Source organism: Longicatena sp. 210702-DFI.1.196 (assembly GCF_020563125.1).
Taxonomy (GTDB): domain Bacteria; phylum Bacillota_I; class Bacilli_A; order Erysipelotrichales; family Erysipelotrichaceae; genus Longicatena; species Longicatena caecimuris.
Genome location: NZ_JAJCPX010000005.1, coordinates 51,798 through 66,297 on the forward strand (window position 1 = coordinate 51,798; position 14,500 = coordinate 66,297).

The following is a 14,500-nucleotide window of genomic DNA, read 5'->3' on the forward strand; positions in this document are numbered from 1 at the left end:
TTTTTTTATTAACGCAACATTGTTTTTGCTGCTACTGCTAATACTTTGGGATTTCTATTGTATGGTGTTACCGGACATATCTTCTTATCAATGCCTAACAACGTATACACAGCAATACGTGCTGCACGGACGCTGTATTCTTCAGTAAAGACCATATCCTCTGGAATCTCAACAAACTGAGAAATCATCGCAAAGTTTGTAGAACCTTCAGGCACAACCAGTGGACGATCAGATTTCGCACGTGGTTGGAATTGGGAATCAATGTATGGCATCATGCAAGGAATGACATTCACTACAGTTTCAAGAATATCCTTCGTATCCTTTTCAAAATGCAGATGTCCTAATAACTCAAGCAACAGTTCTTCTCCTGTACATTCCCGCATAGGTTTTTTAACATAATCTCCAATTGCCTTGGTATAGAGACCATAGCCCCAGAAAATCGTGGTATCCGCATCTTGTGCTTTAAAATGCGGTTGTGCGGCAACTACAATGCTCATCAGCCAGCTAGAGTCTTTAAATGTCATTAACGCTCCGCTGCCTGGGATATTCCCTGAGAATTGCTCAATCATCTTTAACAGCTTATTACCTTTCATCGTGACTGTGAAACTTTCCCAATTTGTTTCCTCAGGTTTGCCAAAGAATGGTGTTGGATCACCTAGTGAAGGTTTCTTTTCAGCAACCTTACGCCATAATTCTCCACTCATAGGGGCATCCGGGGTAAACGCTGGAGCGTGATGATAGTCGCCTAAAGTAGCATTATCAGTCATACAGCCATTGGTCATGATACAAATATCTTCTTCATTTAGATGAATGGTACGCTCTCTGCCATTTTCATTGAGATGAATGTCAGTAACTGTAATGGCATCCTCTTTAAAATCAATATCCTTCACAACTGCCTTGATGCTAAAATCAACACCAAAGCCATCCAAATATGCCTTTAAAGGAAGAATGACGGATTCATATTGGTTATATGGTGTACGTGTAACACCTTCTAAGGTTTCAATACGTGGGAATTCTAAGATCATGCGGTTCATGTAACGGCGGAATTCAAATGCGCTTGACCATTTCTGGAAAGCGAATGTTGTCTGCCACATATACCAGAAATTCGTTGTAAAAAAATGAGGACTGTTCGCAAACCATTCTTCAATGGTCACATTATCCAATTTTTCCTCAGGGGTTGCCAGAAGTTTTGTCATCAACACCCGATCAGTGTTGTTGAACTGCATGCTGGTAACATCCTGAATTACTCCATAGCGATCTATTAAACGTGCTTGTGCATGCGTAGGATGCAAATGATCAAAGTTTAAAATTTCTTCTGTAACGCTTTTCCCTTTCCAATCGAGAGATGGAATCGTTGAGAATAAATCCCAGAAATTTTCATAAGTTTCTTCATTCAACATTCTACCGCCACGACAAACAAAACCGTTTTGCATATTGCCGGCACCATCATTACTGCCGCCAAGGATCGGTAAACCTTCTATGATATGAATATTTTCTCCATGAAATCCACCATCCTGCAGTAAATAGGCAGCTGCTGCCATCGTTGCCAAACCTCCACCAATTAAGTAAGCTTGGCGCTCTCCTTCACGTCCTGATGAAACTTTACAACGAGCAGTTTCCCTATTTCTTTCTTGCATACGTTTTACAACGCCTGCGGCTACACCGGCGCCGGCTGCCACACTTGTTGCGATAATGAGTTTTTTTACATTTTCCTGTTTCATAATGATATTCCTCTCTTCTGTATGTTTATCTACAATTTAAGTATAGTCATTTCCATTTGGAAAGTATCTATACATATATGTTTTTTTGTATGATTTGTTTATGATACTTAAATATAGCAAGTTCAGAAATCACCAATATCTGCATAAGCTAATATTTTTGCTTTGTAACTGTTTTCAAGGAAGTTTGTGGATTTACCCCATACCATTTGTCCAGAAATTTCATAAAGTGGAAAGAAAGGAGGTTCTTCATGTGGCAAAAGTTATCGTTTATGATGTATATAGCGAAGCTTTAGAAGTTTTTGATTTGAGTGAAAATGACACTATGCCATATGTGTATGGTGATACCATGCGGGTAAGTGAGTTCCGTGGTTCTTCACGTTCTAATGTTTTATGGACGACGAATGCTGCCATGGAATCCTGGAACGCGACAAGACGATCTTATGGCGCTCCCATTCCCTTTCGTTATGCCTTTAAACGTATATGGGAAGGCGGGCATGGCAGACAGTCCCAGCATTATGCAGGGGTATCCTTTGATGTCGGTCAGGCATTGTCGCAAACACAGCGAAATCGGATATGGAATGTCGCAAAGAATCTAGGTGTTTGGGTATATGTAGAGCCTATTTCAATGACACCGACATGGGTTCATTTCGATAAACGTTATGGCACTCCTGCGTGCAGTGCTGGTTATCCTACCCTGCGACAAGGCAGTCGAGGTGTGTATGTGCTCATTTTACAAGATGCTTTAAATGCTTTAGGTTATAGCACACAAACATTGGATGGCGCCTTTGGAAGTAATACTCGCGCCGCTCTTATCGCTTACCAACGTAATAATGGATTAACAGCAGATGGCATAAGTGGTTGCGGAACATGGACACGTCTTGTGAATGAAGTAGTAGGTATTGGCAGAACACCTACAGTTATTGATCCTTAATAAAAGATTTTTTATCTTAGTATTTTTTCATGAGTAAAGGGCGATAACATCGCCTTTTTATAAATTATGAAAGCATTTAATTATAGAATAAAACGCAAAACTACTCGTCTAAACCAAGATAGTATTTTAATGTCAATAACTTTTTGCATTCTATATTTAACAAGTAGCCTTATCCAGCCTATTGCATTTTACATTAATCGAACGTTTAGATATAACATCTTCCCATTATATTTAAAATGTGGTTATTCTAGATGTGACACTTACTTTTTACTAATTTCTTTATATCCTCTACATGGACCTCACTTAACACACGGTAATGTATCCAACCACCATCTCCACAGGCATATTTTTGATCAATATAGGCTTGTGTATATGATTCTACCTTATCATAAATGGATTCAAATTGTTGATTCGTAAGACGAATCATTACAGTAAAGGCATCTTTTTCAGGAAAAATATTACAAATCAACTTGTTCTTTTTCCGAAATGCAATTCCCCATCCATAATGATTTCCATAAGGAAAAACGATATCATAGGTTATATCAGAATATTGCATTAACCATGAATGCAATATTGTGAATAAGGAAGATGCTTCTCCACAATATGCTTTCATTGCTTCTATAGTAGGTTTATTTTGTTTTTCTAGCATTCTTTCATACATAAAATCAGTTCCTTTATCATTTTTATATTATCCCTGCATTCATAATTATAAAAAGCACATGATTTCTCACATGCCTAAATACTGACGTAATTCTTTTGCATCATCACTATATTTCTCCGCAATATCCAACCCAATTTTCTGTGTACGCACAAGCTTAGCTAACGCAAAATTCAATGTCTGCATGCCATCTTTTGCCCCTGTTTGAATCTGCGAATTGATCTGATGTACCTTATTATCACGAATCATACTGCTAATCGCATCATTTCCAACCATAATTTCCAAAGCAGCTACTCTGCCTTTTCCATCTAGTGTTGGAAGTAATTGCTGTGTGATTACCGCACGTAAGATTCCTGATATCTGCATACGGATCTGTTCCTGTTTATGAGGAGGAAACACATCAATGATACGATCAATTGTTTTAGCTGCACCAATCGTATGTAAGGTGGAAAATACTAAATGTCCGGTTTCCGCCAAAGTAACTACTGCTGCTATCGTTTCATAATCACGCATTTCTCCAACTAAAATAACATCCGGATCTTCACGCATTGCACTGCGTAATGCCGTATCAAAGGAATCAACATCACGTCCGATTTCACGTTGATGAATCAAAGCTTTCGAGCGTTCATATAAATACTCTACTGGATCCTCAATCGTTAAGATATGACAATCTCTACGCTCATTGATATACTGCATGATAGCTGCCAATGTGGTAGATTTCCCACTTCCGGTAGGACCTGTCACTAGTACTAAACCACGTGGTTCCATTGCTAACTTCTTAAGAACATCCGGCAGCATCAATTCCTCTAAAGAACGAATACGATTATCAATGATACGTATAGCCGCTGCTAACTTATCCTGTTGTCGATATACATTTACACGTTGACGTTCATGCTTTTGATCAACATACGTAAAGTCAATATCTTTTCCCTGTTTCAACTGTTCCATTTGCAAATCATTCAACATGGATAAGATCATTTCTGTTGTTTGTGCATTATCAAACTGTTTAGGAAATTCAATCAGCTTTCCATTTTTACGAATCATTGCCGGACCATCTACATTCAAATGTAAATCACTGCATCCATTCTCACGCGCATATTGCAAAGCTTCTTCAAGTAATTGATTCATAAAGCCTCCTAATCAGAGTATACACTGATTTTACGTAATTCATCAATCGTTGTTAAACCATCTTTCACAAGCTGTATTGTTTCTTCACGCAGCGTTCTTAAATTTTGACTTTTTTTCACATAAGCATAAATATCATCAATATCTTTATGACTGGATATCATACGTCGCATTTCTTTATCAATCAAAATAATTTCATGCACTGCGGTTCTGCCTTTATACCCTGTCTGGTTGCATTGATGACATCCTGCTCCACGATACATATATTCGACATCTTCACCAAGTTCTTCACGTTCAAGCGCCGTTGTTCGTATCTTTTCTTTACAATGTGGACAGATTGTTCTAACCAAACGCTGTGAAACACTACCAATTAAAGAATTGGCTACCATATACGGCTCTACCCCCATATCCTGCAAACGAACAATCGTACTAATTGCATCATTGGTATGTAAAGAGCTTAATACCAAGTGTCCGGTGATTGCTGCTCTGACAGATATAGAAGCGGTTTCTCCATCACGTGTTTCACCAACCATGATAATATCGGGATCCTGTCGCAATAATGCACGCAATCCCTTTTCAAAGGTCAAGCCTGCCGCATTATTAATCTGCATCTGATTGACACGTTCAATGTTTTTCTCCACAGGATCTTCGATCGTTGAAATATTTACCTGACGTTTTGCCAAAGTTTCCAAAATCATATATAACGTCGTTGTTTTCCCGCTTCCGGTAGGCCCGGTTAAGTATATGATACCATGCGGCATTTCCATCATCTTGCGCATCTTTTGATAATTTTCTAAATTCATACCATATTGAGTATCATTCAGAATTGGCGTATTGCTATTTAAAAAACGTAAAACGGCCTTTTCTCCATACACTGTAGGAATGACAGATACACGAAGGTTCATCTTCGTACCTTCTAAGGTCGTAACAAAATGACCATCCTGAGGAACACGTTTTTCAGCAATATCCATATTTGCCATGATCTTGATACGCACAATAAGAGATTGATGTAGATTCTTTGCCAGCTGAACATAATCAATGATCATTCCATCAATACGCATACGTACCATGGTTTTATCTTCAAATGGTTCAATATGAATATCACTTGCATTTGCATTATACCCTCTTGTCAGCAAAGAGCTAAACAGTTTAACAACCGGTGTATCATCTTCTTCAGAATTAAATAATTCACTTTCATCAAATTCAAAAGAAACAACATTTTCATTTGCCACACTGGCAGCTTCACGTGCCTTGATTTCCGCATAATAATAATCAATCGCTCGTAGAATTTCTTTCTTTTCACTTAAGCATATAGCAAGATTCATACCTGTAACTAATCGTACATCTTCAATGCCATAGAAATTCAATGGATCACTGGTAACCACCGTTAAGCGTCCATTATTCTCAGAAATCGCAATCAGATCATACTTTAATGCTAAAGTCTTTGGAATCTTTGCTACGGCATCGACTTCGATTTCTACATTGTTCATATCAACCAATGGTTCATTTAACTTATCACTCAATGCTTTTAACATCTGTTTTTCGCTGATAAAGCCTAAATCAATCAAATGCTGACCTAAACGTTTTGATCGATCTTTCTTCTGCTCGGCAAGTGCTGTTTGAAGTTGTTCTTCAGAGATATAACCATATTCTTTTAATACTTCACCTATTGGTATATTTTTCATAAGAGTGCGTCCTCCTTATTATTTATGATATTGTTATCTTCTTATACTAGAAGAAAAGTAAAGAACAGGAAATTGAAAAGAATTACCACCAAGTTGTTCTACATGCTGGAGCGCTGATAGTATCATTATTTATGTCAATTAACTCCCATCCAGCTTGTCCTTTTGCAACCATATCTTTAGGATGTTCTCCAGTACTTACCCAGGCGATATTCACACGGTAATAGTTTCCATCAACATCTTTAACAATATCTCCCTCAAAATAAGAACTATATTCATCAAAATCCTCACTTATTTTTTTCCAGTAATTACGACTATTTGCATTTGATCCAGGAGGATCTTTTTGTAAATGACCCCAATTTAATTCCACATGATATATAAAACGATATATTTGACCCTCATAGTACACATATTCACCTGGATAAATCCATTGTCCACCTTCCCATTCTAGAAGTTTACTTGAGCAACGTTCATATTCACCCGCTACCGTTTTACTACTGTTATCTGTAGGAGTATCTTCTTCAATTTTACATGTTTTCCGTGGAATATCTTCATATTTAATATACTTCCAAGTTGCATTATCATTGGGTCCACCTGTCGGAGCATATGGTGTCCCTTTTTCAGTTGGAGAATAATCTCTAATCTTGATATAATAATAACCACCATTCGCAGGGTATTTCACTACATCACCTTTTTCATAAGCACTAAAAGTTTGCCATACGCTCGGTATACTAGCATAAATAATACTTTTCCATGCCCCATCGTCATTATGATTAGGATCACTCTGTGAGTTATTTATATCTACTATAGCCCTATACCAACTGCCAGAGCCCTGAGGAAACTCAACAAAAGTACCTTTTTTAAAATTCTTACCTTTACTCCAAGTATCAGTATTAGAGTCATTTTTACAAGCGATTTCCCCTCCAACAGTTCCATCATAATCTGTATCATCCGGTTCTTCTTCACCACCGCCACTAGATTCTTTATTTTCAAATTCACCATTGCGGTAATAAATAATATGGTCTGTCAAATTTTTTGTTTCCGCCTGTAAAGGATTTGCATTTTTATTATGTTCCATATTCAAAAGTTCTAATGTTGTTGAAGTTTTATATACTTCTTTTTTCTCGCTATCGTTATTCTTATAATAAATGAATTTCAAATCAAGTCGATTTTCATTAAAACCCTTAGCACTTATTTCTAATATTCGTCTATTATAAAAATCATCATTATATGCTTCACTATCTGTTGCGTCAACATGACCGAGCATTAATCTACCATCTTTGACATAAAGCCATTTCCAATCATTTCCCTCAGGTCTTTCTTCATTACTTTTTAAAACCTTTACATCACTTGCATATAACAGCTGATCTCTTACGAAATCCGCCAATAGATCTAAAGATTGTTTATCCGCATCTGTTGTGGCAGCTTTATTAAAATACCCTAGAGAGTTCAAAATTAAAGAACCAGCAATCATCATAACTAAAGAAGAAATAAGCAAAGTCACAATGATTTCCATTAAAGTAAAGCCTTTATTATTAAGTTTTTTTGACTTCATAGTTATTTCTCCTTCCTAACGTCATCACGAATTTACTGAAATCCAACAATCATCAATATTTTCACCATCATAGTTCTCATCAGGATCTAAGACATACCAACCTGAATTTTGTTTCTTCACTTCTTTATGTATAAAATCCTGAAAATCATCATACCTTTGTTCTGTTGCCCCATTTACAGATATATAAGTGTCATGATAATAAGCACCACTAAACATCTTATCATCATAAACAATCGCAACTGTAATATTGGAAGGCTTACAATACCATTTATTATCTAAATAATTATAAATAATTGAAATATTATCGACGTTTAATTCATAAGGAGAATATTCATAATATTTATTAGTTGTCGATAAATATATCAACTTTTCATTACTACAATTTGTTGATATCGTCTTATTTTCCCAAGCATAAAACGCATTTATATAAAATGGTTGGCTTTTATATTCAGAAGGCAATAGTTCATTTGGAAATGGTTGAATTTGATAAGTATCTTTTAAATTTTTAAAAACATGATCATTATAGCCATCTCTTTTACAAGTACTTTGATTTAATCCACAACTCTTTGTTTCACTATCATTTAATGTAGCATATAGATCATTTCCTATATTTACACTATCTTTATATACATCAAAATCCTTTAACGGAGTGGTGCTCTGTTTAATTTTAGTGATTGCTTTTAAAACGATATCTGCACCGTTTGTACCTGTATACTCATTATAGGTAGCTTGTACTTCTATATCATCAACACCATTATCAGCATGCAATATATAAGAGGCATCTTGATCTTTTTTATTCACCTTTACTTTATCTTTAACTTCTTGATTGCCTTCGATAAAGGAAAACATCTCATTGCTAGCTGTTTTAACTTTAGCAGCTTTGCCCATTCGTTGAATAACACCATTGAACCCTGCCGCAATCGTTATAGAGGAAATAGACAGAATCAAGATAGCGACAATCATTTCAATTAATGTAACACCTTTATTGTTCATACCTATAACCTCCTTCTCATTTTAAGCTATTTATCTGCTATATTTTCTTCTACAAAGCTACTTATTAAATTATCATATATAATTCTTCTATTTTCGGGAGTCCCACTATTCAATTGTGCCATGCTAAGATAATCATTATTCCCCCATTGATTTACTCTAAAATACCAGTGTTGCGTAATTGGATCAAAAACTAAAATTGGTTTCCAATCAGAAACAGCACCACTTTCCGTTGCCGTTGCATAGATGAAACAGACAGGCTCGCCATCTACTACACCAAACATTACATGAGCATATAATTGCGAACCAGCTAATGATTTTGGCAAGTTAAACTCATCCATATTCAACTTTGGTGAAGAACCATTCATAAGCACTTGATAAATATAAATTCGTAATTTATCGTTATTAAATGTTAATCCATCTGTTACACTTATACCATGTTTCTTATACTCTTCTTGCATTGCCGCTTTATCACCATTCTTAAAATAAGTGAAAATTGTATCAATAGAATCATATGTATCCTTACCTGTTTGAATATTATATGGTAATTGAACTTCTTTACTGCCTTCATAATATTTAATCAATGTCCAATTTTTATTTGATTCAGTTACAAGTCTTTTTAAATCCGCACTTATGGTACATGTCTTACTAGCATAAGTTACAGTTCCACTAATCGTTAAAAAGACATATTCAACATCATCTACCGTTTTAGTAGAAACACTCAATGTCAATGATTTTAATTTACCTAATGCTTCTGGGAATGTATGTTTTCCATTCACCACGTCATTGATCGTCGTAGTCACACTATTTGTACCATCTGGAATTAACTTTATATAATCTGAATTTTTATTCAGAATATTTTCTGTAACATTTGTCACAACACTCTTAGCAGAAAGATAGGCCTGCCTTTCTATATTCTTTTCAACTGAGCGATTATAGTAAGAATATGCAATCGTCATTGAGGCTGCAATAACAATCTCAAGAACCATAACGACAACAATTGCCCATAATAAAGCTGAGCCTTTTTTATTGTCTTTCATATTCTCACCTCCTGCTTTATGACAGCATAAATAATTTAAAAGTTACCATCATGCTATTTGATTTTTCATCTTTTGAAACGACACTATTGTAATTCACGCTTGCCACTTTTAAAGATTTCATTTTATTCGCATCATTTATCATATTCTGCAAATTTAAGACAGTTCCATCTACGCTTAATGAAATGTTATACACTTTGAGGATGTTTTTCTTTTTTTCTTTTGTACCGTCCTCATTTTTATTTTCATCTTTTTTCTCAATGGCTTTTAAACTTTCCTTATAATTAAGAATTTCTTCTTCACTAACATCTGTAATACTCAAGCTTGTTGGTTCTAAATAATGATCTATAGCTAATTTCGTGATTATTTTATCAACATCTTCTTTTTTCAGATTGTCATAAAATTTTGCCTTTATCGCTTTTAACTCTTTGCTAGCCTCTTTTATTTCTTTATCAAGATCATCATATCGTGGAATAGATGCTTTTGTACTAATCAATTCCATTTCTGCAGTATCTTTTTTTGCTTGCAAATCCGTATGTTTTTCCATCGCTGGCATAATTAAATAAAAGAATCCACCTACAACGATGATGATACATAATAATATATACAACAATACTTTTTCACGTTTTGTTAATGTCTGTTTCATGTTTCATCACCTACTTCAATGTGCACAGAATAGTCGCAGTATAAACTTTCTGTGTTTCTGGTTGTTGTTTAATAGTTTCTTGTTGTTGTGTCTTATTCAAATTTTCTAAAAGTTCCATCAATGCCTGAGCATCGCTTACATTCTTATTCGTCTGTTTATTATCTGTAGCGTCTTGCTTTTTACTTACAGTATCATTGTTTGCAAGTATTTTTTCATTCTGTACATATCCAGAATAATTAACCGCCGCAAATAAATCGGTATTTTTTAACCTTCTCACAAATTGTTCCGTGGAGTTTACATTCGTGCCTTCGATTTGCAGGGTAACAATTTGCGATTCTCTTGTATAATTAAAGCTAGTAACAGTAATATCTACATCACTTGCCAATAAAATTTTATCAAAAGTATCCTGACTAAGTTCCGGATAGGATTGAATATCTTTTTTAAATTTTTTATAAGCAGCAATATCTCTTTTTACTGTTTGTAAGGAATTATAGCGTTCTAGGTTAGGATCATTCGCAATTTGTTCTTGTATTTTTGTAGTTTGTTGCTTTAAATCTTCTGTTTCATTTTCTAATTGATGATTTGATAACGTAAAGTAAATAAATAAAGCTAAAACTACGATCAGCATACCTGATGGTAATGCCGCATACTTTAAAGCTCCTGTATATTTAGGTGTTTCTTTTTTCTGCTTATAAGCAGAAAGCAAATCAATATCTTTCTTACTAAGCTTACTTGCCATTTCAGGTACACCTCACTTTCTAATCAGACATCCGACAGTAAATACATAATCGTGTAACTGAAATGCCTTTTCTCTACTTTTATCTGTTATGTATATAATTTTTGAATTGGGAAATTCTTTTGCTTCAATATCAAGATTTTCCCTTATATTCTTAAATACCTTTTGTTCTTCTTCGTCATCTAAGCCACAAAAATAAGCCGTTTCAATAGTATACTGACTCCGTTTCGATTTGCTGAATTGTATCAATTGTGAGATATTACTATTCATTTCCATAATAAATTCATAAGTTCCTCGATCAGAAAATAAACGTGTACGATTTGAAAAGGTATAATGGTTATTCTCAAATAAATAACTGGATACATTATTTCCATCAATAACAGATATCACATAGGTTTTATCCGCCATATCAACTAATTCATTTGTTAACTTTTGCAATGCGTTTACAGAAATATCAATCCCTTTTAAAGTGATTTCTGCATTTTCAAACAGTTCTATATAAGAAACTAACAGTTTTCGCTCAATCGCGCAACATAAAATTTCTCCACCTTTTCTGCCATCTTCATATTTGGGACGTAACACACAGTAATCATATACCAAATCTTCATAACTGCCTTCAATATCTGATAATTCATCTCTTGTGATTTGCAGCAATTCTTTCTTTTTTAAAATAGGTACATCTACATTTTTGGTAAGAATCTGTCCGCTGTCTATCAACAATCTGGCAGTCGTTATCCCATTACTTCTCATTTCCTTTAAGATTTCCAAAATAGGGGTATCATCCGTAATAACACCATTAATCATAGCACCTTCTGCTAACGGATATTCGCGGAAAGCATCCACTTTGATCATATCTTCTTTATCATTAGAGCCGCTGATTAGCTGTACTCCATGTGAAGATATATAAATAACATTTTCCTTTCCCATGCTACTTCCTCCCATCTTTATCCAATTGTTGGATTCTGATACATTTGATAGATTGGTAATAATACTGATAACATAACACATAATACGATAAGTGCTAAAAAGATAATCATAATTGGTTCTAGCATAGCAACCATTTTTTGTGTTGCCATTTCTGCCTCATAGTCAAAATCATCTGCTAATGATGATAGCATATCCTCTAGCTTACCGCTCTCTTCGCCAATATAGATGGAACTTGCTAATTTTGCATCAAAACCATCAATTTTTTGAATACTTTGAGATAAAGAAGTACCATTACGTACCATGCGAATAACTTGATCAAATTGTGATTCTATATATTTATTTCCAATATTATCTTTTACGATCATTAAGCCATTAATAATAGATATCCCACTTGTATATAAGGAACACATATTTCTGGCAAATCTTGATGTATAAATCGTTCCTAATAATTTACCTAATTTAGGAAATTTCAATTTCATTTGATCCACTTTGTATCGTATTTTTTCAACACGCAACATACCTGCAATCAAGGCCACCATACACAACACACCAATAAGCATCCAATACCAATAAGCAAGCATTGCTTCACTGATTGCATTTACAATTTTGGTGATCATAGGAAGTTCCATACCATTAAAGACCTTAGAGAAACTTGGAATGATAAAGGTGAATACTCCAATTACAACAAAAATGGTAACACATATCAGAATAATAGGATAAATCATCGCATTACGTACTTTACCTTTTATTCGATTATCTTTTTCATATTGTAAAGCCATCGTCATCGCAACACGTTCCATTTGACCGCTGGTTTCACCAGTTCGATACATATTAATCATTAATTCTGGAAAAGCTTTTCCTTGCTCTTCCATAGCATATGATAATGTCATACCCTGTTGCAGCTTTCGATAGATATCTGTATAAATAGCTTTGATTTTAGGATTTTTTTGTCTCTGCACTAAGATTGAAATCGCACGTATTAAACTTACTCCAGAGCCTATCATCGTTCCTAATTGACGTGAGAAATCTGATAATTCCTTCAATTTTAGTATATAAGTGTTTTTTTCAATATTCGTAACATCTTTACATTCTATTAAAAATTTGCCGTCACTACGCAGAAAAGCGGCAAGCTCTTTACGATCATTTGCCTCCATCTTGCCGGTTATTTTTTTTGCATCCATATCTTTTGCAGTATATTTAAACGTAGCCATGATCGTCACCTCGTTTATTTTAAACCAAACATAGATAAATACGTATGTATGATAAATTCACTATACATTAATGATACCACAATTCCAAAGCATAAATAAGGACCAAACGCAATATGTGCGCCTTTTTGTGTTTTTTTAGTTATCAATAACCAACTTGCATAACAGCCACAAGTTAAAACACCAATAAATGCTCCTAAAAGTATGCCTTTCCATCCAATCATAAAACCTGAAACAGCCAATAATTTAATATCCCCACCGCCAAAGCAATCAGGAATCATTAAAGTTAAAAGATACATTGGTAAGGATACGATAAAAAAGCCAATACCTCTTTCAAGCAACGTGATTTCAGGATGTAAAATAGTCATCAGAACAGCCGGTACTACCAATGCGATAATAAGACCGTTTGGAATAGTCATCGTATCAAAATCAATCATTGTTATTGCCAAAAAAATCATGATAACAGAGAAGATGATAAGGGTATCCCATGTGAATTGATAACGATGAAAGCAAAAGATTGCAACACCACCACCAAGAAATTCTATGATCGTATCTCGCATGGGAATTTTAACACCACAATAACGACATTTCCCTTTCAAAAGGAGATAACTGAAAATAGGAAATAAATCATACCACGCTAATGTATGATGACAATTGGGGCAATATGATCTACCCTTTGCCACAGACAAACCTTGAGGTACGCGCCAAATCACGACGTTGATAAAGCTGGCAATACATATACCGATTAAGAATGCATATACGTAAAATATGATAAGTATCTTTTCCAACTTTATCCCTTCCTTTCTATAAAGTGAAAGCCTCTATTTACCATAGAGGCTTTGAAAAAGCATTTTTTATTCTGTAGGCATTGGATGAGTGTCATCAACCGGAACAAATTCAGCTTGTTTGTTTGCAGTGATAGAAATGTATTTACTAGTGATATCTTTTACGGCAAAATCACATTTCTCAATTTTCACATTGCCTTTTGTTCCACTCAAAGTACATTTTGAGACATTGATATCAGATTCGGAAGCTAAAATTCCCGCATCTGCTTGAATTTTTGCAGCTGTCAAATCATAATCTCCAACTGGTTCATCTTTTCCGTTTTTATTGGTCACAATGCCTTGAGCACCAATATAATATGCTCTAGCGTCAGATAAATACCTCTGCTCTTTTGCCTTATTGACATATCCCAATACACTAGGTACTGCAATAGCAATCAGAATTCCCATAATTACCAATACTACAATGATTTCAATCAGCGTAAAACCTTTCTTGTTTCTT

General features: G+C 34.8%; 14 protein-coding genes. 1 reads left to right on the top strand and 13 read right to left on the bottom strand.

All coding sequences use genetic code 11. From position 1 onward, the window contains the following. Window positions 1-8: 8 nt before the first annotated feature. Window positions 9-1,721 (bottom strand): oleate hydratase, encoded by a 1,713-nt coding sequence (locus LI241_RS03800; protein WP_008687988.1) that lies wholly within the window; start codon window positions 1,719-1,721, stop codon window positions 9-11. Between the two features lie 250 nt (window positions 1,722-1,971). Here LI241_RS03800 and LI241_RS03805 point away from each other — a divergent pair, with 250 nt between their 5' ends. Continuing rightward, a complete protein-coding gene (locus LI241_RS03805) occupies window positions 1,972-2,652 on the top strand; it encodes a peptidoglycan-binding protein (protein WP_008687987.1) in 681 nt (226 codons plus the stop codon). Between the two features lie 247 nt (window positions 2,653-2,899). On the opposite strand, the gene LI241_RS03810 is transcribed toward LI241_RS03805, so the two are convergent. The 12 genes from LI241_RS03810 to LI241_RS03865 form a co-directional block, all read right to left on the bottom strand. Beyond that, window positions 2,900-3,313 carry a DUF3788 domain-containing protein gene (locus LI241_RS03810; protein ID WP_008687986.1) on the bottom strand — a complete coding sequence of 138 codons (414 nt, stop codon included), beginning with the start codon at window positions 3,311-3,313 and terminating at the stop codon, window positions 2,900-2,902. A 66-nt stretch (window positions 3,314-3,379) separates the two neighbouring features. Then, window positions 3,380-4,438 carry a type IV pilus twitching motility protein PilT gene (locus tag LI241_RS03815; RefSeq protein WP_008687985.1) on the bottom strand — a complete coding sequence of 353 codons (1,059 nt, stop codon included), beginning with the start codon at window positions 4,436-4,438 and terminating at the stop codon, window positions 3,380-3,382. A gap of 8 nt (window positions 4,439-4,446) precedes the next feature. Continuing rightward, entirely contained in the window at window positions 4,447-6,120 is a 1,674-nt protein-coding gene (locus LI241_RS03820) for a GspE/PulE family protein (protein ID WP_008687984.1), read from the bottom strand. Window positions 6,121-6,202: 82 nt separating this feature from the next. Continuing rightward, the gene (locus tag LI241_RS03825; RefSeq protein WP_008687983.1) at window positions 6,203-7,672 is read right to left on the bottom strand and encodes a type II secretion system protein J; all 1,470 of its coding nucleotides are present in this window, start codon (window positions 7,670-7,672) and stop codon (window positions 6,203-6,205) included. A gap of 24 nt (window positions 7,673-7,696) precedes the next feature. Continuing rightward, window positions 7,697-8,665 (bottom strand): Tfp pilus assembly protein FimT/FimU, encoded by a 969-nt coding sequence (locus LI241_RS03830; protein ID WP_008687981.1) that lies wholly within the window; start codon window positions 8,663-8,665, stop codon window positions 7,697-7,699. 26 nt (window positions 8,666-8,691) lie between these two features. Then, window positions 8,692-9,702, bottom strand: coding sequence for a hypothetical protein (locus tag LI241_RS03835; protein WP_008687980.1), 1,011 nt, complete (start codon window positions 9,700-9,702; stop codon window positions 8,692-8,694). Window positions 9,703-9,718: 16 nt separating this feature from the next. Beyond that, a complete protein-coding gene (locus tag LI241_RS03840) occupies window positions 9,719-10,345 on the bottom strand; it encodes a hypothetical protein (RefSeq protein WP_008687979.1) in 627 nt (208 codons plus the stop codon). Window positions 10,346-10,355: 10 nt separating this feature from the next. Continuing rightward, complete coding sequence (locus LI241_RS03845; protein WP_008687978.1) at window positions 10,356-11,084, bottom strand: GspL/Epsl periplasmic domain-containing protein; 729 nt, start codon at window positions 11,082-11,084, stop codon at window positions 10,356-10,358. A 12-nt stretch (window positions 11,085-11,096) separates the two neighbouring features. Continuing rightward, entirely contained in the window at window positions 11,097-12,008 is a 912-nt protein-coding gene (pilM, locus tag LI241_RS03850; RefSeq protein WP_008687977.1) for a type IV pilus biogenesis protein PilM, read from the bottom strand. A 17-nt stretch (window positions 12,009-12,025) separates the two neighbouring features. Then, complete coding sequence (locus LI241_RS03855; protein ID WP_008687976.1) at window positions 12,026-13,219, bottom strand: type II secretion system F family protein; 1,194 nt, start codon at window positions 13,217-13,219, stop codon at window positions 12,026-12,028. Window positions 13,220-13,233: 14 nt separating this feature from the next. Continuing rightward, window positions 13,234-14,004 (bottom strand): A24 family peptidase, encoded by a 771-nt coding sequence (locus tag LI241_RS03860; protein WP_008687975.1) that lies wholly within the window; start codon window positions 14,002-14,004, stop codon window positions 13,234-13,236. A gap of 66 nt (window positions 14,005-14,070) precedes the next feature. Beyond that, window positions 14,071-14,478 (bottom strand): type II secretion system protein, encoded by a 408-nt coding sequence (locus LI241_RS03865; protein WP_081484681.1) that lies wholly within the window; start codon window positions 14,476-14,478, stop codon window positions 14,071-14,073. Window positions 14,479-14,500: the final 22 nt, after the last annotated feature.

Bases quoted from the DNA above. Each gene is read 5' to 3' on its own strand.
- LI241_RS03800 (WP_008687988.1), bottom strand. From the start codon at position 1,721: ATGAAACAGGAAAATGTAAAAAAACTCATTATCGCAACAAGTGTGGCA.
- LI241_RS03810 (WP_008687986.1), bottom strand. From the start codon at position 3,313: ATGTATGAAAGAATGCTAGAAAAACAAAATAAACCTACTATAGAAGCA.
- LI241_RS03815 (WP_008687985.1), bottom strand. From the start codon at position 4,438: ATGAATCAATTACTTGAAGAAGCTTTGCAATATGCGCGTGAGAATGGA.
- LI241_RS03820 (WP_008687984.1), bottom strand. From the start codon at position 6,120: ATGAAAAATATACCAATAGGTGAAGTATTAAAAGAATATGGTTATATC.
- LI241_RS03825 (WP_008687983.1), bottom strand. From the start codon at position 7,672: ATGAAGTCAAAAAAACTTAATAATAAAGGCTTTACTTTAATGGAAATC.
- LI241_RS03830 (WP_008687981.1), bottom strand. From the start codon at position 8,665: ATGAACAATAAAGGTGTTACATTAATTGAAATGATTGTCGCTATCTTG.
- LI241_RS03835 (WP_008687980.1), bottom strand. From the start codon at position 9,702: ATGAAAGACAATAAAAAAGGCTCAGCTTTATTATGGGCAATTGTTGTC.
- LI241_RS03840 (WP_008687979.1), bottom strand. From the start codon at position 10,345: ATGAAACAGACATTAACAAAACGTGAAAAAGTATTGTTGTATATATTA.
- LI241_RS03845 (WP_008687978.1), bottom strand. From the start codon at position 11,084: ATGGCAAGTAAGCTTAGTAAGAAAGATATTGATTTGCTTTCTGCTTAT.
- pilM (WP_008687977.1), bottom strand. From the start codon at position 12,008: ATGGGAAAGGAAAATGTTATTTATATATCTTCACATGGAGTACAGCTA.
- LI241_RS03855 (WP_008687976.1), bottom strand. From the start codon at position 13,219: ATGGCTACGTTTAAATATACTGCAAAAGATATGGATGCAAAAAAAATA.